Below are 17,355 nucleotides of genomic sequence, written 5' to 3' on the forward strand. Positions count from 1 at the left end.
AGCGGGTCGGTATCGGGACGGGGGATGTGCACCGCGAGATACAACGTCAGCAAGCTGTACAACTGCTCGGGATCCGGATCTCGCGCTTGCTCGCCTTGTCCGGCTCGCGCGGTGCTTCGGGTCAGGCGAGAGCGAACAGCCATCCCTGATTCGGTCAACCAGAACGGCATCCGGCGCTTTGAGTCGTGGCGCATTCGGTTCTTGCAGACGCTTGTCGCCATCTGTGCCCTCCGTGGCGCGGTGGTTTTTCCTGGACTGTCACCACTTTGGTGCGACCGCTATAGTTACGGAACGGGGTAAGGCCGCTACTTTTGGTATTTACCCCCATTTACCCCTGGTAGAGCCGGAGATGAGATGGCAGACGAGAGCGTCACCGCCGAGACGGCGCATGCCCGTCTGGCGGCGGAAATCAGACGGCTCAGGGGTGCTGTCGACCTGAGCCAGTCGAGCTTGGGTAAGCGCGTGGGGTACACCCGGAACTACGTGTCCATGGCCGAGCGTCCAGGCGGGAACCTTCCGTCGCAGAACCTCGTCGAGGCGCTCGATCAGGCCCTTGGTGCCGCGGGGAAGCTCCGCGCTCTTTGGTGCGAAGCCAAAGCGGAGCAGCAGGCTCGTCGTCGCCTGGGCCGAGTTGGCTCGCCGGCCGAAGGGATTGAAGATGCAGTGCTTAGCAGGCAGGCAGTTGCGGATGACGCGCGCGACGCTGCTCGGATCGCTCGCATGATCGCATCTTCAGGGACGACGAACGAGGCCGTCGAGCAGTTCGACTCTGAAATCCGCAGGATCGCCGCGGCCTACATCTCACGGCCCTTGGTCGATGTCTTCGGGGAGATCCGGGAACTCCGGCAAGAAGTGTTCCGGCTGCTCGACAGCAACCGCCTGCCGAACCAGCTCCGCGATCTCTATCTGCACGCGAGCAGGCTCGGAGGCTTGCAGGCCCACGTGTCGTTGGACCTCGGCGACTACCGCGCTGCCGACATCCACGCGCAGACCGCGTGGTTGTACGCCAAGCTGGCCGGACACCAAGACATGCTCGGCTGGATCAAGGCGCTCCAAAGCCTGATCGCCTACTGGGACGATCGGCTCGAGGACGCGGTCGAACGGGCGAGGGAAGGGGCTTTGTTCCATCCTCGCGGAACGACTCGAGCCCGCCTCGCGAGTCTCGAAGCGCGGGCATGCGCGGCGCGCGGCGACGAACAAGGCACGCTGACCGCGCTCGAAGCCGCGGAGAGCGCTCGCTCGGATGCGACCATGGACGAGTACTCCGGTGTCTTCACCTTTCCCGCGGCGAAGCAGTCGGTGTACGCCGGGACCACGTTGCTGACGCTGAAGAGCAGCCCGGCCTTGGCAAAGCAGGCCATCGGGAAGTCGCAGTTCGCGCTCGACGTTTACCAGGTGGCGGCCCCCGCCGATCGTTCCGCCGGCGACATGTTCGCCGCCCGGCTCGATCTGGCCGCGGCGCACATGGTCCTGGACGATCTGGATGCCGCGCAGTCGTACCTCGTTCCTGTTCTCGCTGCGCCGCAGGTGCGACGAACGGCCAGCATCGTCAAACGAGCTCGCGACATCGGAGATCGGTTGAGTTCGACGAAGTACCTCGCGACGGCTCGTGCAAGGGGCTTGCGCACCGATATCCGGGAATTCTGTACGCCGCCACCGGCTCTCCCGCCGGGATCGGGGACGGTCGCGAAGTGATGTCACGGCCCGAGGGCGTGGACACGACGAGCCGCGCCAAGCTCGCCGGAAGCGCGTACAAGGACGAGTCGGACCTGGCCGCTCGCCAGTCGCTCTACGCCTGGCAACAGCCGCGCTACGACCTGCCTGGCATCGTGCTCGAGCACTTGCCGGCTTCGACGACAAGTGTGCTCGACCTCGGCTGCGGGAACGGGAAGTTCCTCGATCGCATCCGTCGTGAGCGTCCGCACGCACTCACTGTCGGAGCGGACATTTCACCGGGAATTCTGGCGCCCCTGCCACCGCCGACCGTCGCGGCGGATGCGTCGGCCTTGCCGTTCGCGGCCGGGCGGTTCGACGTCGTGCTGGCGTTGCACATGCTTTACCACGTCGCCGAGCTGCCCGCGGCGCTCGAAGAAATCCGCAGGGTGCTCATGCCGGGTGGTCTGGTGTTCGTGTCGACGAACTCGCACAGCGACAAAGTGGAGCTGGACGACCTCTGGTCGGCAGCCGCGGCTGACGTGCTTGGTATTGCAAGTGGACCGAGGCGGGTCGCACTCAGCGAGCGGTTCGCGCTCGAAGATGCGCCTCGGCTCCTCGAGCCGTACTTCGAACCGGTCGCCACGGTTGACCTTCCGGGCGTGATCACCGTTCGCGAGCCCGCGCCAGTGCTCGCGCACCTTCGGTCGTACCGGGCGTGGGCTGACGAAGGCGGCGTCCCGTTCGACGCCACGATCGATCGCGCGCACGAGCTGCTTGGCGGGCATATCGACCGGCACGGCGAGTTCGCGATCTCCTGCCGAGGCGGTGTCATCATCGTCAGAAAGACCCTCTGACCAGGCAACTCACAAGTTGATCACCTTGGGTAGTCCCGTACTACAAACGGGCGAAAAGTCGCTGGTAGTGGTCAGCTGACGACGCTCCGGGCATACCGTGAGTTTCGGGAGAGGGACGAACGACCCGGCATTGTCAGTCCGGCGGAAGCGTGACCGCGCGACCGCATGCTGAGTTGTCGCCTGGGAGTTGCGTGTAGGGGGAACGGATATGGCGGAGCGCCGCCGTGCCGGCTTTGCCGTGCCATTGCGGAACCAGGAGTTCCGAGCGCTGTGGATTGCCGAAATGCTATCCATCGGCGGAGACCAGGTCGCCCGGGTCGCGTTGTCGTTGCTGGTGTTCAACGAGACGTCGTCCGCGGCACTGACCGCATTGACATACGCCTTGACGTTCATCCCGTCAGTGCTCGGCGGTTTTCTCCTGTCCGGTCTCGCCGATCGGTACCCGCGGCGTGCGGTCCTCGTGGTCACCGACGTCGCCCGTGCGATCCTCGCGGCGGCGATGGCGTTGCCGGGACTTCCACTGCCGGCGTTGTGGGCGTGCGTAGCGGTGCTCAGCGCGGCGGCGGGCCCGTTCAAAGCGGCCCAGTCGGCGTTGTTGCCGCAAGTACTCGGTCGCGAGGGCTTCCCGGCGGGGCTCGCCCTCCGGCAGTTCACCGGGCAGATCGCCCAGGTCGTCGCCTTCGGGTCCGGCGGGCTCGTGCTGACGCTGATTGAGCCACATCTCGGGATGCTGGTGAACGCGGCCACCTTCGTGCTGAGCGCCGTGATTGTCCTCAAGGGCGTGTCGTCGAGACCGATCAGCCGCGCCACCTCCGAACACGAGGAGTCCAAGCCGAAGGCAAGCGCGTCGATCCGAACGTGGTTTCTTCTCTACGGCCTGGTCCTGCTGGTAGGCGTCTACGTCGTGCCGGAAGGCGTGGCGGTGCCGTACGGACACGCGCTCGGGGTTTCCGCCTTCGGCATCGGATTGCTGCTCGCTGCCGACCCGCTGGGGAGCGCCCTCGGAGCCTGGCTGACAACACGGTTTCGTCTGCCGGTCACCCCACTTGCCGCACTGTTGTTCGCGATGGTGGCCGGGCTGCCTCTCATCGCCTGCTTCTTCGAGCCGGGAGTAGTCGCCTCGATCATGCTCTGGGCGGTTTCCGGAGCCGTCTCGACGGCGTTCCTTATCCAGGTGCAGACGATCGTCGTCGATCTGGTGCCGGACGCTAAGCGTGGGGGAGTGATGGGCCGGATGTCGACGTGCCTGCACTGTTCGCAGGGCATCGCGATCCTCGGTGGCGGACTCGCCGCCCAGCAGTTCGGGCCGTTCAAGGCGGTCGCCGCGGCCGGCGCCGTCGCGGTCGGCGCGGCGGTGATGATCAGCGTGCTGTGGATGCTGGCTCGCTCCCGGCTTCGGGCCGGGAGCGAGCGTGGTTCAGCGAATGAGGACGCGCGAGATCACCAGTCCTTGTTGGCCATCGATGAACCCTCCTCCCAGCGAACGGACTGCCTGGACGGCCCACCCGCTGAGAACATCCCGACGACGGCGTCCACCGGAGGACCGCCTGGGGACGCAAGCGCCTCAAGTATGCAGGTCAGGGCATCCGAAGTGGTCGACGAGGCCACAGGTGATACAGAACGTATTTGGAACGTCACACGGTGGAAGCTTTGGTCGCTGCCGCGGCGGGTGATCGCCTTCGTTCTCGCGGTCGAGATCGCCGCGGTCGTGCTCACGGTGATGCTGGACGGATTCACCTCGGTGAACCGAGCAGATCTTGTCCGTTTCGGTGTCCTTGTGGTGCTCGGTCTCCTCGCGGCGGAAGTGACCCGGGCCGTCGAACAGATGCGGCGCAGGTTCTCCGACACGCCACACGTCAACATGAGCTCGGTTTGGACCCTGGCGGCGGCCTTGCTCGTCACGCCGGGCTTGGCGGCCGTGACGGCGATCGTCCTGTACGGACACATGTGGTGGCGCAGCTGGCGCCGAGTGTCCGGTATGTGCCTCTACCGGGTGCTGTTCAGCGCGAGCTCGGTCGTCGTCTCTTGTTGCTCTGCCATCGCGATGGCTCGTTGGCTTCCCTCGGTGGGGGCTCTCGGCACCATCGATGACGCCGCGCTGCTGGGCTTGGTCGCGGTGGTCGCCTGCTACTGGCTGGTGAACTCGCTGCTGGTCGCCGGAGTGATCGCGTTGTCTCCCGGCAGGCGCTCGATCGGAGCCCTGGTCGGCAGCTGGAGCGAGAACAGTCTCGAGTTCGCGACCTTGTGCGTCGGTGTCTTGGTCGCGCTGTTGACGATCTGGCATCCGCTGGCCCTGCTGTTCGTCATGCTGCCGCTCTACGTGCTGGCGCGCAGTGTTCTCGTCCGGCAGCTCGAAGCCGCGGCGACCACGGACAGGAAGACCGGCCTGCTCAACGCCGAGACCTGGAAGACCCTCGCGGAGAACGAGCTGGCCAAGGCGCGACACCACCGCGCTCCGGTAGGTGTGTTGATGATCGATGTTGACAAGTTCAAGACCGTAAACGACACCTATGGACACCTCGCCGGAGACATTGTGCTTCGCGAAATCGCGCAGACGATCGTGGACAACGTGCGGTCCTACGACATCTCCGCGCGGTTCGGCGGCGAGGAATTCGTCGTCTTGCTGCCGAACGCCGACACCTCGGTGTCTGTCGACGTCGCCGACCGAGTCTGTGCGGCGGTCAGGGAGATGAAGCTCGACGGTGACCTAGCGGACTTGCACCTCAGCGTCTCGATCGGTGTGGCGGCCTACCCCGCGGCCGGCGAAGACCTGAACGACGTCCTTGTAGCCGCGGACAACGTTTTGTTCGCGGCGAAGGACGCGGGCCGTGACCGGGTTCGGTCGCTGATTCCCGGTCCTCGCCGCACGGCATCCGCCGAGGTGGACTAAGGGCCTTGGCGGTCGCCCTCGTCAGCTTGGTAGACCTGAGCCCACTCGGCGAGCGGCCGGACGGCGCGGAGCAGCGAGCGGCCGGTCGGGGTGAGTGCGTACGAGACCGTCGCGAAGTTGCCGGATTCGGCATACCGCTCGACGAGTCCGTCCTCGCGAGCACGCTGCAACGTGTCGCTCAGGACCCGGTTCGAGATCATGCGGTCGCGGTCGGTGCGCTTCTCGACGTCGTTGATCGCGGCCAGCAATTCCTTGAATGGCGTTCGGCCGCGTGCGAGCGCGGCCATGACGGCGACGGTCCACCTGCCCCGCAAAAGATCCAAGGCGATCTGGACGCTGTGTCGATACGGAATTTCCCACCCCTCCATGTCGACCAGCTAACACGATTCGCTACTGCTTGCGCGCGAGCAATTCTACTCATTCCTACCCCCAGACGAGTGACAAAACCCCTGGTGAGCCCGGGCTCACTCGGTTTTGAGCTTGCGCTCACCGGGCCAGAGAGCGGTATTCCTGGTTTGCCAGGAACGGACTGCCTGGCGACGCAGGAGAAAACCGGGGGCCGGCTGGACAACCCTCCCCCGCCCGAGAAACTCGCAAGCGACTCGGGCAGCCCAGCCGGCCTTCGTCTCCGGAAGTCTCGATGGAGGGAGGCCGGATGTCAGTCGAATATGTTCTCGACTGCGGTGATCGAGTGATGCTCCGTGCGAGCGGTGACGACGAAGAACTGCTGAGCCGGTACCTCTGGTGCGACGAATGCCGGATCTGGCGGCGCGTCATCGAACAGGTGGATCCCGCGGACCTGGATGCGGAGGTCGGAGGATGACGGTCACCGATTTCACCGAGCGCCTGAAGAAGGCAGAGCCAGCATCGAACAAGTCGTCGCGTTGGCTGAACCTCGTCGCGGTGCTCATCGCGATGGTGCTCGTCCTGGTCGTCGTTCACGTGGTCGTGATCCTTCAGGACGAGACGGTGCCCGCGCTCGTGCTGGCCAGAGACGTCGGCGCGACGCAGCCGATCACCGAGCCGGATCTCGTCACCATCGAACTGGTTCCGGACCACGGCATCCGCTTTGTCCGGGCATCCGATCGGCCAATCGTGCTTGGTCGCGCGCCTGCAATCGGCTTGCCGAAAGGGACACTTCTCTCCGCTTCCAGCCTCATTCCGGAAGGCGTGCCCGGTAGCGGTTTCCAAGTGGTCGGTCTCCGAGTCGGGGCCGGTCAGCGCCCAAGTCAGTCGCTTTGGCCTCATGCGCAGGTCTGCGTGTCTCGCCTGCCGGAGGCGTTGCCCTGTGGCTCATCGCCGGAGAAGGCGTTCCTCGCCGGGGTCGCGGGCGTCGGCTCGCCTGATGCCGGCGGGTCTCTCGTGGTCGACGTGATCGTCGATTCCGAACACGCCCAGGCCGCGCTGGCGGCAGCGAGTGGTGCCGTGATCATCAGCCTGATCGGAGCATGACATGAAGGCCAAGTTCGTGATCATCCTGCTTATCGCGGGCACGGCTGCCGCGTGCAGCGACAGCGGAACCGAGCCGTCGGCTCCCCCGGCCGCGACATCGACTTCGTCAAGCCGCGTTCCGACCGTCGAGGAAATGTCCAAGCAGAAGGCGCTCGAGGCGTATGAAGGCTACTGGCGCGTCAGCACCGCGGCGGAGAAGGCGCCGCGCGCGAAAGATTGGCGCCCCGAACTGGGCGAATACCTCGTCGACCCGGAGTTGACGCGCCACCTCGCGGAGATCCAGAACCTGGCCTCGGTGCCTTCCCATATGGAGGGCGACTACCACCGCTCCCCGATGGTTTCAGCAGTGTCGCTCGGCGATCGCGACCCCCGGATCACGATCACCGACTGCTTGGATCGGACGAAGGTTCACCTGGTCAGCGACAAACCAGGCGAAGGAGGCCGCACTCTCGACAACCCGGACCAGCCGCGGCGTTATGAGTTCCGCGCCGAAGTCGTTCGGTACGCGAGCCTGAACGATCGTTGGCTGGTTCAGGTCGTCCAACCCGCCTTGGACAAGCCATGCTGACGCAGGTGGCTGGGGCTGTCCTCCTGATGACCGTGCTGGCTAGCCCGGCTACGGCGACACCTGGTCCCGGCGGTTGCCAATCCTCCGGGGTGCGCGGGACCTGCTGGGTCGGTGCGACGGACCCAGGCCGTCCGAACCGTGACGGAGGTCGTCCGGGCGCCGTGCCGACCGACTCGGGAAAACGTGGCGGGCCTGCTCCGAAATGCGTTCCGATGGAGATCCCCCAACCGGCGAGTGGGGACCCGATGTGGGCGGGCCAGGACGCGTCTCAGGGACGGCTTGTCGTGATGATCTGCGGCGTCGGTGGCCCCGGCGGGGGATATCCCGGCGACGCCCGGCTGGTTTACGTGCCCAGTGGAGCCGCGGCTCCCGCCGTGCCGCAGGTCTCGCCGGCCGAACTCGCTCGTCAGGCGATCGAGCGGATGGACCTTGCCGCGCCCGACATCAGGCTCGCGCCGCCCGCGGACTCACCGTACGGGGCCACGATCGGCTTCCCCGTGTGGATGTGGAGCGCGCGGAGCGAGTCCACCACAGGGCCGGTGACACGGACTGCCAGCGCCGGCGCGACCAGCGTGACGGCTACCGCCAAGCTCACCCGCATCACGTGGTCGATGGGCGATGGAGCCTCGCACGTCTGTGCCGGCCCGGGCACTCCGTTTGCCGAGGACCGGGCTGGGCTCAGGTCACCTGACTGCGGGCATGTCTACCTGACGAAACCTTCTGCGGGCGCCTTTCCCATCGCGGCGACCGGCCACTGGGAGATCAACTGGTCCGGTGGCGGAGCGACCGGCTCCGAGGCGATGGACCTGACGTCGAACACTCGGTTGCCCGTCCGCGAGATCCGCACGCTGAACTCCGGGGCAGGACGGTCATGACGGCCTCGCAGGAAGGGTTGCCGCTCGCGCCGGAGCTCCGGCCGCTTCGACGGCGACCTTCGAAGATGTTGATCCTCGCCGGTGTCGTGCTGGCGGCGCTGTGCGCCACTGGAACGGTCTTCGTCTACCGATCCGTCGATACGACCGTCGCCGCGGTCGGCATCTCCGCGCCCGTCCGCTACGGGCAGGTCGTGCTCGAGACCGCCGTGCGAGAGGTGCAAGTCCGCCCAGACCCCGGGCTCGCACCAGTGTTGTGGAAGGACCGCGCGCAGATCGTGGGGCGGAGAGCGACGACGAACCTCTGGCCGGGCAGCGTGGTGACCGCGCAAGCGGTCGGTGGCGAACTTCCGCCTCGGCCGGGAGAGCAACTACTGGGAATCGCGGTCAAGCCGGCCCAACTGCCTGCAACCCCGTTGGAACCACTGAAGCCCGTTCTGCTCGTTCCGTCGGGACAAGGCGGCACGGTGGCCGAAACCTGGGAACCGGTCCGGGGAACCGTTGTCCGAGTCGGGGAGCGAGACCAGACCGGGCTTCGTGTCGTCGATGTCGTTGTGGCCGAGTATCAGGGGCCGAAGCTCGCGACCAAGGGGTCCGTGGGCACGGTCGCGATCGTTCTGCTGCCTGGGAGTTGAGCGCCATGCTGATCACGATCACCTCCCTGACCGGAAGCCCCGGAGCTTCGGCTGCGACGTTGGCCTTGACGTGGACCTGGCCAAGGCACGCGATCGCCGTCGAGTGCGATCCGTCCGGCGGACAGGCTCTCGCGGTGTTCGACCCCGGTGGCTCGCTCGGGCATCGAGGGATGTTCGAGGCGATGCTGGCCGCGCGGACGATGCCCCTGCCGCGAGCGTTATGGCAGCAGGCGATCACCTTGCCTGACGGCACCGGCCGTCACTTCCTCCTGCCCGGCTCACGAACGACCCGGACCGCGGAAAGCCTGCAGTGGCAACGCTTGGTGGAAGCCGTTCGCGGCTGGGAATCCGTCGATGTCCTGGCCGACTGTGGGCGGCTCCGAGCCCGGGGTACGCCTCATGCCGTCTTGGGAAGCGCCGACCTCGTCGTCCTTGTCGTCCGGAACGACCGGCATTCGCTCCGAGCGCTGGCGTCTTCGGCGGACGTGGTTCGCGAGGAGATCGGCTTGCTTGGTTCGGCGGACGACGGCCTCGTGGTCGTCTCGCAGGTTTCTGCCGGGGCACAACGCTTTGGGGTCAAGGAGATCGACAGGCAACTCGGCAAACTTGGCCTGCCGGTCGTCGGAGAGCTGCCGTGGGACCCGTCGGCAGCCGCGCAACTCACCGACACGTTCAATCCAGGAAAACGTTTCGAGCGTTCGCCGTTGCTTGAGCGCGCCCGGCAGCTCGGGCTCGAGATCGGCAAACGAGCCTTCGCCCGTTCAAGAAGGCTTCGAGAACCTGTGCGTCATGTTCCCGCCAGCGGCCTGAGCTCGCAGCGTGAAGTCGTAAGAAGGCCACAAGCGTTGCCCATGCCGCGGCCAGTCCGAGAGGGAGAACAGCATGCTGGTGGATGATCAGTCTGATGTGGACGAACTCGTTGACCGGGTCCAGCAGGAACTCGCACGACAGGTCGAAGACGAGATGTCTCGGCACAGCGACGGGGCGGAACCTGAAGGCTTCGAGCGTGCGCTCGCGGGCCGGTTGATCGATGAGGTCCTCTCCGTCGCGATCAAAGAACGGGCGGGCCGCGGGAAGCCGTTTCTCGATCCTGGCAAGGAGTGGTTCGTCAAGCGGTCCGTGATGGCCGAAATGTTCGGGTTGGGACGGCTGGAGCCGCTACTTGCGGACGAGGGCATCGAGAATATCGACATAATCGGCAACGAACCCGTGTGGCTGTCCTATTCGGACGGCACGGTGATGCGTGCACCGAGAATCGCTCCGTCTGATGAAGCGTTGCTGCGCTGGCTGCAGCGTGTGGCTGCCCGATACGGCCGGACGGAGCACTCCATCAACAGCACTTCGCCGCTGTTGAACATGGAACTGCCCGGCGGGGAGCGCCTCGCCGCCACCGTCGAGGTCACCGACCGTCCGCACATCTCCATCCGGCGGCACCGATTGTCCAAGACCGGCCTGGAGGATCTCCGACAGCGGGGGATGATCTCGACGGCGCAACTCGCGCTGCTGCGTGCAGCGGTTCGCGCGGAGAAGAACGTTGTCGTGTGTGGCAGGCAGAGGGCGGGGAAGACGACGCTGCTGCGGGCTCTCTGCTGGGAGATCCCTCCGGACGAACGGTTCGCGACGCTCGAGACGGAGTTCGAACTCGGTCTCCACCGGCATCGTGACCGGTTCCCCGCGGTCGTCGCCTTCGAAGAACGTGCCCGCACCGCCGAAGGGATCGGCGGTAACGTCGCGGGGCTGTCGCAGTTGGTTTGGCAATCACTGCGCATGCACACCACGCGCACGATCGTCGGCGAGGTCCGCGGCCGCGAGATCATCCCGATGCTCGACGCGCTTTCCACGGGCGGCTCGGGCTCACTCTCGACCCTGCACGCCCGAAACGCCGGTGACGCCGTGAACCGGATGGCACGCCTGTGCCTTGAGGGGAATTCGGCCTGGACTCCCGAATTGGCACACGAAACCGTGGCACACGCCATCGACCTGATCGTCCACATTGACCTTCTTGCCGACGGCGGCAGTCTCGATCGCTACGTCGCCCAGGTCGTCTCGGTCGAGGCAGGTGAGTATGGACGTCCTGCGAGGACCTACCTCTTCGATCGGACCAAGGCCCCTGATCGATGTGGTGCCCGCCGTTCGGTGCCGACCGGGAATGTGCCGACCGACATCGAGGACTACGAACGGGCCGGGTTCGATCGGAACTGGCTCACCTGCGGTAGCGATGGGGAATGGATCATGCCGCCGAGAGGTGGTGGTCGTGATGCCTGAAGTCGCTCTCGTCGTGCTCGGAGTCGGCCTGGTCGGCGGGTTGATCCTCATCGTCGCCGGAGCGATCGGTGTAGACGAGCGACGTAAGCCCATCTTTCGGCCGATGATGCTCCGGCGGCCGCGGCTCTCCCATAGAGGATTGCGCTGGCGTGGGCCGCTTGCGTTGTCCTCGGGTGTGCTGGTGTGGCTCGTGTCCGGCTGGCCGGTCGCCGGACTGGCCATCGCGCTCTTCGTTGGCTTTTTGCCGTGGCTCTTCTCGGCAGGGGCGGTCGCCAAGGAACGCATCGAGAGGCTCGAGGCGCTGGAGACCTGGCTCCGGCGGCTCAGCGATGTCGTAGCGGTGGGAAACACCGGGCTCGTGAGCGCTGTACAAGGTTCGACGCGCGAAGCCCCTCCCGTATTGGCCCGTGAGCTGATGACCTTGGCGCACCGGTTGCGGACCTGGGACGTGCAGGACGCGCTTCTCGAGTTCGCCGACGACCTTGATGACCAGGTCGGCGACACCGCGGTGGCGGGTCTCTGCGTCGCGTACCGCCAGGGTGCCGGGGCCGCCCATTTGCTGCGTGCCCTCGCCGGGCAGGTCGCCGAGGACATCATCGCTCGCCGGACCGCGGAAGCCGAACGGGCCCGGCGACGGTCGACCGCGCGGATACTGCTCGGCATCTGGGCGGTGATGTTCCTGGGGTTGGCACTCTTCGGTAGCTCGATGTACGCCTCGGTCTACGCCACTCCGGTCGGCCAAGCCGTTCTGGCCGTCGTCCTGGGGCTGGTCGGTGCCTCCGCGGCATGGCTGCGCCGGTTGGGGCTCGCGCCGATCGGAGCTCGTTTCCTCACTTCACAGACTCGGCGGCGGCCATGAGCACGCTCGGCCAGCTGATTCTGCTGGCGCTCGGGGTCGCTGGCGGTACGACGCTGGTGCTAGCGGCCTACTTGCCGGGACGCCTGCGGCTGAGCGACGTCCTGGACGATCGCCCGGCCGCCCCGGTCAGCTCGTCGACGTATCCGGTCCTGCAGGCGATGCTGCGGTTCGCCGACCGATGCGGGGCGAGGACACCGACCGCGGACCTCGACCTTGTCGGCAAGACGCGGGAAGCCTTCATGCTGAACCGGCTCGGCTACGCGTTCGCCGGAATCCTCGCGGTTCCGCTGACCAGCTTGGCGTTCGCCGTCGTCGGCGCCGGGACACCGGTCTTCCTGACGGCAGCGATGTCGTTGGGGGCAGCCGTACTTGGCTGGACACTTCCGCGTCTCGTACTGCGTTCTGAGGCGCAGAAGGCGCGTGCCGCGTTCCGAGGCGCTCTGGTCGCGTACTCGCACCTTGTCGCCCTCGGGCGCCTGGGCGACCGCGGCCCCGTCGAGGCGATGCGTTACCCCGCGACCTTGGGCGACGGCTGGGCCTTCCAGCGCCTCCGGCTGGCCATGAACGAGGCCTCGCTGGGCGGCCGGATGCCGTGGGAAGGGCTTGAGCGTCTCGCCGACGAGCTCGACGTCCGAGAGCTCCGGGACCTCGGCCACATCATCACGAGCGCGGGTGAAAGCGGAGCGAGCATCGCGGACACCCTGCGTTCCAAGGCTGCTTCGATCGCCCAGCAAGGGCTCGCGGACCAGAAGGCCGGGGCGTCGGTTCGCTCGGACCGCATGGACATGCCCATTGCCGTGATGGGCCTGGCCTTCATCGTCTTTCTAGCCTTCCCCGGGATCTACACGATGATCGGCAGTTGAAAGGAGAATTCCATGCTCAAGCTCCAGCTCGTGGTGTTCACGATCTGCTGCGTACTTCGAGAGCGCGGTGCACAGTTCGTACGTGAGCCCGAACGAGGCGACGAGAACATCACCAAAGCGATCTACGCCGTTCTCGGCCTCGTCCTGGCCACGGCGATTGCCGGCGCGGTCACGGCCTTCGTGAACGGCAAGCTCCCGCTGATCGGAGGGGAATGAACCTGCGCCGCGTAGCCCGGTTGACTGGCGAGCGCGGTGACGAAAATGTGTCGGCGATTCTCGGGCTGGGAGCCCTGCTTCTGGTCACCTGGGTCGTCCTGCAGGTCGTCATGCTCTTCTTAGGTCGCAACGTGGCCCTGGAGGCGGCGCGCGACGGCGTCAACGCCGCGCGTCTGCCACCGATCGACGTCGCTGCCGCCGAACAGGAAGCGCGCGACTATGTGAACCGTGTGACCGGCAGTTGGCTGTCCAATGTGAACGCCGAAGCCACCGTCGACGGCGCGAATGTCACCGTTGTCGTAACCGCCGATGCCGCCTCTCTCGTGCCCTTCGCGCGGTTTTCGGTGAGTCAACGTGCCTCCGGACCGATCGAGCAGCTGACACCATGAAGCGCAGGCTTCGGGGAGACCGCGGCGACGCGACCGTCGAAGTCGCGATAGGGACATCGGCGCTGATTGTCCTTTTCGGACTCGCGATTGTCGGGATGCGAGTCATCACCGCGGAGTCCGCGGTGGACGAGGCGGCTCGTTCAGCCGCGCGCGCCGCCTCCATCGCTCGTGACGGCGAGGCCGCAGCATCAGCGGCTGAGGCACGGGCCCATGCCGTCATCGCCCAGCAGGGCCTGAACTGCGACAGTCTCGCCATCGTGGTGGACGCTCGAGACTTCGCCAAGCCGCTGGGCGAAACCGGCTACGTCGTCGCCACCGTGCGGTGCGAGATCACGTTCGGCGACCTCATGATCCCCGGGGCCCGGGTCGCCGTCTCCGAGTTCCGCTCGCCGATCGATCGTTACGGTGCACGGCGATGACGGGCGAACGGGGTTCCATTTCGGTGTGGCTGGTGGCTCTGAGCCTTGCCCTGATCATCGCGATCGGGTGGGCGGTCGACGGTAGCCGCAAAGCCCTGGCTCACTCGGAAGCGACGTCGGTCGCCGAAGAGGCGGCGCGCGCTGCCGGGCAAGCGCTTCGCCTTCAGGCGCTGACGGCCGGCCAGGTGGCTGAAGTGACTCCCCACCACGCCATCGACGAAGCCGAGCGCTACCTGGCGACGGCCGGTGTGACTGGAACCGTTGCCGTACAGGGCAACCGGATCGTCGTCGACATCACGATCAGCAAGACCACGATCTTTCTCGATGTGATCGGGATATCGGAGTTCACCGTACACGGCCACGGTGTCGCCGACCTGCTTTCCGAGAAGTAGGAGGCTCGGTGATGAGAAGGCCTGTTCGAATCCTCTTCGGAATCCTCGGCTTGGTGTTGATACTCGCCGGTCCGCCGCTTCTCTTGTGGACTTTCCGGACGGCATTTCTGCCCGATCACGTGCCGGCGCTCCAAGAAGTCCTCGGCTGGTTGACCGAGCGGGACACCGGCCACGTTCTCCTTCTGGTGATCGCCGCCGCCGGTGTGATCGCTTGGCTTCAACTTGTCGTCGCCATCGTCCTCGAAGGCATTGCGCTCGTGCGTGGGGTCGCCGCTCCGCGACTGCCTGGATTCCGCTGGGCTCAACGACTTGTGGCCGGTGTCCTGTTCGGGCTCCTGGTCGGGGCAACCGCGGCGGAGGCTTCGCAACCTGTCGATTTGGAGTCGGCCTCCATCGTTGTTTCACAGGTCTCCGAGCACGAGGCCGAGCCTCCAGCCGTTGGCGGGTACACGGTCGCGCCTGGCGACTCGTTGATGAGCATCGCGGCCGAACATCTCGGCGACGAGCGTCGTTACCAGGAGATCTTCGACCTGAACCAGGGGCGACGCCAGGCAGACGGCGAGGTCCTTCGCAGCGTGGACCTGATCAAACCGGGATGGCACCTCACACTGCCTCCGAAGCCGCAATGCGTCGAGGTCGTCGTCGGCGAAGGCGACACGCTGACGCGGATCGCGCGAAAGCACCTTGGCTCGTCTGCTCGATACCGCGAGATCTTCGAGCTCAACCGGGGCCGGCCGCAATCTGGAGGCCGGGTTCTGGACAACCCGGACCTCCTTCACCCTGGCGATGTCCTGCGGTTGCCGATGGCGGCAACACCGGCCAAGGGCGGGGGAGCCTCTGCCGGATCGGCCTTCGCCCAAGCTGCACCGAGCTGCGAGCCCGAGCCAGATCCCAAGCCGGCGCCAGTGCATCCGCCTGCTCCAGAACCGAGGGCGCCTGCTGCGAAGCAAGTACCGGCCCAACCAACTGTCGAGCTACCCGCCGACAGCGGAGACGGCGTCATTCCCCTCGTCACTGCCGGACTCGGAGGCCTCCTCGCAGCCGGGATCCTCGCGACTCTCGTGCGGCGCCGAACGCTCACTCAACGACGACGCCGTCCTGGGCAGAGGATTCGCCGACCACCGACTACAGATCTGGAGGTCGCGGTCCGGAAGTCCGAGGATCCGCATACCGCTGAGGCGCTGGACCTGTCGCTGCGCGCCCTCGCTCATCGCGTCCGCGAGGCGGAGGAGTCTCTGCCGGCCGTGCGTTCCGCTGTTGTTGGGGCTCGCGGGGTGGTTCTGCAGCCGGGCGGTCAGAACGAACCCTTCGTTGATGCGCAGGACGTCGATGAACTGGACGGAGTGCGACCTCCCTGCCCGGCTCTCGTGACGTTGGGCCACGACCTTCGCCGTGACTTGGTCATGGTGAATCTCGAAGAGGTCGGCACGATCGTCCTTGACGGTGCCACCGACGACGCGGAAGCGGTTCTGCTGGCCTTGGCGTGGGAACTGGCGACGTCGGTCTGGAGCAGATCTCTGTCCGTGACGTTGGTTGGCTTCGGTCGCTCAACGGCCGCGCATCACCCAGCCCGCCTCCGTCACTTCGAGACGGTCGACGAGCTCTTCGAGAACGACGCGGCACCAACTGGGGTCGTCCTGTCCATGGAACCCCTCGACCAGGAACAGCAGGATGGCCTAGCCGTCGTATCTGTGGCGGGTACAACGGCCAGGGACGGCTGGAGGTTGGATGTTGCAGGTAAGTCGACGGTGATCGACGAACTTGGCATCGAAGTCGAGCTTCAACGCCTGACTGCCGAGCAGGCGGAAGAACTCGTCGGAACGCTCACCGCCGAAGACAACGCCGAGCTGGTGCCTGTTCACGAAGAACTCGACGTCGTGCTGGAGCCGCTGTCGGTCGAGGGGCCCGAGCTGAGGTTGCTCGGACCGGTCGGGTTGCACAACGTCGACCCGGCAAGGGTTGAAGGCAAGAAGATCAATCGGCTGACCGAACTCGCCGCGTTCCTGCTTCTCCACCCTGGAGCGACCGCGGACGAAATCTCCCGGCAGCTCGGCACGGATACCCGTCCCTGGTCACCTGCGACCCGGCAGGGTTACATCTCCCGTCTGCGCACCTGGCTCGGACACGACGAGAACGGCGACCTCTACCTTCCGAACATCGAGGCAAAGGGAGGCGGCTACTGTTTCTCGAACTCGATGAACAGCGACTGGCATCGGTTCCGACAACTCGCCGGCCTCGGTTCGGGCCTGGCGCTCGCGGACCAGCGGACTCGGCTCGAAGCCGCACTCGACCTCGTTACCGGCATGCCCTTCAGTAATGTCGGGGCCGGCCGATATGCCTGGAGCTCCTGGCATCAGCGCGAAATAATCGACGCAATCGTCGATGCCGCCCACGCACTTGCCGAGATTTGCCAAGGGGCCGGTGACCTGCCGGCGGCACGCCGAGCGATCCTGCGAGGCCTCGTCGCCGAGCCGGTCAGCGAACTTCTCTATCGCGACCTTCTTCGCGTGGAGTACCGAGCAGGGAACCTTGCCGCGGTGAGAAAAACCGCCGACAAGCTGGCCGATCTTGCTTCGGCGCTCGAGTCCGAGCTTGACGAAGAAACCGCTGCCCTCGTGGAGACCCTGCTCGGCCCCGGTGAAGGCAGACTCACCAGCAATTCACCTTGCACTCACTCGGATACGCCGCGATAGGCAGGGTTCCTCACCTTCGCTCGAAGGTGAGGAATCTTAGGAGGAAGCATGTCTGTCGCGAAGAGGCTCTTGGTCATCGGCCTGGCCTGCTCGGCCGCCGTCGGGCTCGGTGGCGCCCAGGCTTCGGCATCCACCCAGAAGGACGAGCTGTATCAGTGCATCGTCCAGGACAATACGCCGCTCTGGTACCACGGAGTGATTCTCCGATATTCCAACAAAGGCCAGGGTTTGTACGACATTTACGACTTCGGTGGCTTCCAGGTCTGGGCATCGCTCTGGGGTGGTACAACGTCGTATCAGATCGACCGGTGGAACGTCGGCTGGTGCTGAAC

The 17,355-nt window shown here is 66.0% G+C and carries 19 protein-coding genes; 18 read left to right on the forward strand and 1 reads right to left on the reverse strand.

The features are described from left to right. The first annotated feature begins 354 nt into the window (after positions 1–354). The 3 genes from DMC64_RS20030 (at position 355) to DMC64_RS20040 (ending at position 5,400) form a co-directional block, all read left to right on the forward strand. Entirely contained in the window at positions 355–1,695 is a 1,341-nt protein-coding gene (locus DMC64_RS20030; protein WP_125734714.1) for a helix-turn-helix transcriptional regulator, read from the forward strand. Next, entirely contained in the window at positions 1,695–2,510 is an 816-nt protein-coding gene (locus DMC64_RS20035) for a class I SAM-dependent methyltransferase (protein ID WP_125734715.1), read from the forward strand. The genes DMC64_RS20030 and DMC64_RS20035 overlap by 1 nt, the downstream gene beginning before the upstream one ends. Positions 2,511–2,718: 208 nt before the next feature. After that, positions 2,719–5,400, forward strand: coding sequence for an MFS transporter (locus tag DMC64_RS20040; RefSeq protein WP_125734716.1), 2,682 nt, complete (start codon positions 2,719–2,721; stop codon positions 5,398–5,400). Here DMC64_RS20040 and DMC64_RS20045 read toward each other — a convergent pair. Continuing rightward, entirely contained in the window at positions 5,397–5,768 is a 372-nt protein-coding gene (locus DMC64_RS20045) for a helix-turn-helix domain-containing protein (protein WP_125734717.1), read from the reverse strand. The genes DMC64_RS20040 and DMC64_RS20045 overlap by 4 nt on opposite strands. A gap of 287 nt (positions 5,769–6,055) precedes the next feature. Between DMC64_RS20045 and DMC64_RS42695 the strand changes: the two genes are divergently transcribed. The 15 genes from DMC64_RS42695 to DMC64_RS20115 all read left to right on the forward strand — a co-directional run bounded on the left by DMC64_RS42695 (position 6,056) and on the right by DMC64_RS20115 (position 17,353). Then, positions 6,056–6,223, forward strand: coding sequence for a hypothetical protein (locus tag DMC64_RS42695; protein ID WP_158634227.1), 168 nt, complete (start codon positions 6,056–6,058; stop codon positions 6,221–6,223). Further along, positions 6,220–6,852: a hypothetical protein gene (locus DMC64_RS20050; protein ID WP_125734718.1), complete on the forward strand. Its 633-nt coding sequence runs from the start codon at positions 6,220–6,222 to the stop codon at positions 6,850–6,852. Before DMC64_RS42695 ends, DMC64_RS20050 begins: the two co-directional genes overlap by 4 nt. 1 nt (position 6,853) lies before the next feature. Beyond that, a complete protein-coding gene (locus DMC64_RS43255; protein ID WP_233629728.1) occupies positions 6,854–7,420 on the forward strand; it encodes a hypothetical protein in 567 nt (188 codons plus the stop codon). Positions 7,421–7,632: 212 nt separating this feature from the next. After that, positions 7,633–8,295 (forward strand): hypothetical protein, encoded by a 663-nt coding sequence (locus tag DMC64_RS20060; protein ID WP_125734719.1) that lies wholly within the window; start codon positions 7,633–7,635, stop codon positions 8,293–8,295. Then, complete coding sequence (locus DMC64_RS20065) at positions 8,292–8,927, forward strand: flagellar biosynthesis protein FlgA (RefSeq protein WP_233629729.1); 636 nt, start codon at positions 8,292–8,294, stop codon at positions 8,925–8,927. The genes DMC64_RS20060 and DMC64_RS20065 overlap by 4 nt, the downstream gene beginning before the upstream one ends. Positions 8,928–8,932: 5 nt before the next feature. Continuing rightward, on the forward strand, positions 8,933–9,823 hold the full coding sequence (locus DMC64_RS20070) for a hypothetical protein (protein WP_199755024.1): 891 nt from the start codon (positions 8,933–8,935) through the stop codon (positions 9,821–9,823). Continuing rightward, positions 9,810–11,192 carry a CpaF family protein gene (locus tag DMC64_RS20075; protein WP_125734720.1) on the forward strand — a complete coding sequence of 461 codons (1,383 nt, stop codon included), beginning with the start codon at positions 9,810–9,812 and terminating at the stop codon, positions 11,190–11,192. The genes DMC64_RS20070 and DMC64_RS20075 overlap by 14 nt, the downstream gene beginning before the upstream one ends. Continuing rightward, complete coding sequence (locus tag DMC64_RS20080) at positions 11,185–12,051, forward strand: type II secretion system F family protein (protein ID WP_125734721.1); 867 nt, start codon at positions 11,185–11,187, stop codon at positions 12,049–12,051. Before DMC64_RS20075 ends, DMC64_RS20080 begins: the two co-directional genes overlap by 8 nt. Further along, positions 12,048–12,914 (forward strand): type II secretion system F family protein, encoded by an 867-nt coding sequence (locus DMC64_RS20085; protein WP_125734722.1) that lies wholly within the window; start codon positions 12,048–12,050, stop codon positions 12,912–12,914. Before DMC64_RS20080 ends, DMC64_RS20085 begins: the two co-directional genes overlap by 4 nt. Before the next feature lie 12 nt (positions 12,915–12,926). Continuing rightward, the gene (locus DMC64_RS20090; RefSeq protein WP_125734723.1) at positions 12,927–13,130 is read left to right on the forward strand and encodes a hypothetical protein; all 204 of its coding nucleotides are present in this window, start codon (positions 12,927–12,929) and stop codon (positions 13,128–13,130) included. Beyond that, a complete protein-coding gene (locus DMC64_RS20095) occupies positions 13,127–13,519 on the forward strand; it encodes a hypothetical protein (RefSeq protein WP_125734724.1) in 393 nt (130 codons plus the stop codon). The genes DMC64_RS20090 and DMC64_RS20095 overlap by 4 nt, the downstream gene beginning before the upstream one ends. Further along, positions 13,516–13,938, forward strand: coding sequence for a TadE/TadG family type IV pilus assembly protein (locus DMC64_RS20100; protein WP_125734725.1), 423 nt, complete (start codon positions 13,516–13,518; stop codon positions 13,936–13,938). The genes DMC64_RS20095 and DMC64_RS20100 overlap by 4 nt, the downstream gene beginning before the upstream one ends. Further along, complete coding sequence (locus DMC64_RS20105; RefSeq protein ID WP_125734726.1) at positions 13,935–14,330, forward strand: pilus assembly protein TadG-related protein; 396 nt, start codon at positions 13,935–13,937, stop codon at positions 14,328–14,330. Before DMC64_RS20100 ends, DMC64_RS20105 begins: the two co-directional genes overlap by 4 nt. A 53-nt stretch (positions 14,331–14,383) precedes the next feature. Then, a complete protein-coding gene (locus DMC64_RS20110) occupies positions 14,384–17,023 on the forward strand; it encodes a LysM peptidoglycan-binding domain-containing protein (RefSeq protein ID WP_233629730.1) in 2,640 nt (879 codons plus the stop codon). Between the two features lie 48 nt (positions 17,024–17,071). Continuing rightward, on the forward strand, positions 17,072–17,353 hold the full coding sequence (locus DMC64_RS20115) for a hypothetical protein (protein WP_125734728.1): 282 nt from the start codon (positions 17,072–17,074) through the stop codon (positions 17,351–17,353). The last annotated feature ends 2 nt before the right edge of the window (positions 17,354–17,355 follow it).

This window comes from Amycolatopsis sp. WAC 04197, from assembly GCF_003947475.1.
GTDB lineage: Bacteria > Actinomycetota > Actinomycetes > Mycobacteriales > Pseudonocardiaceae > Amycolatopsis > Amycolatopsis japonica.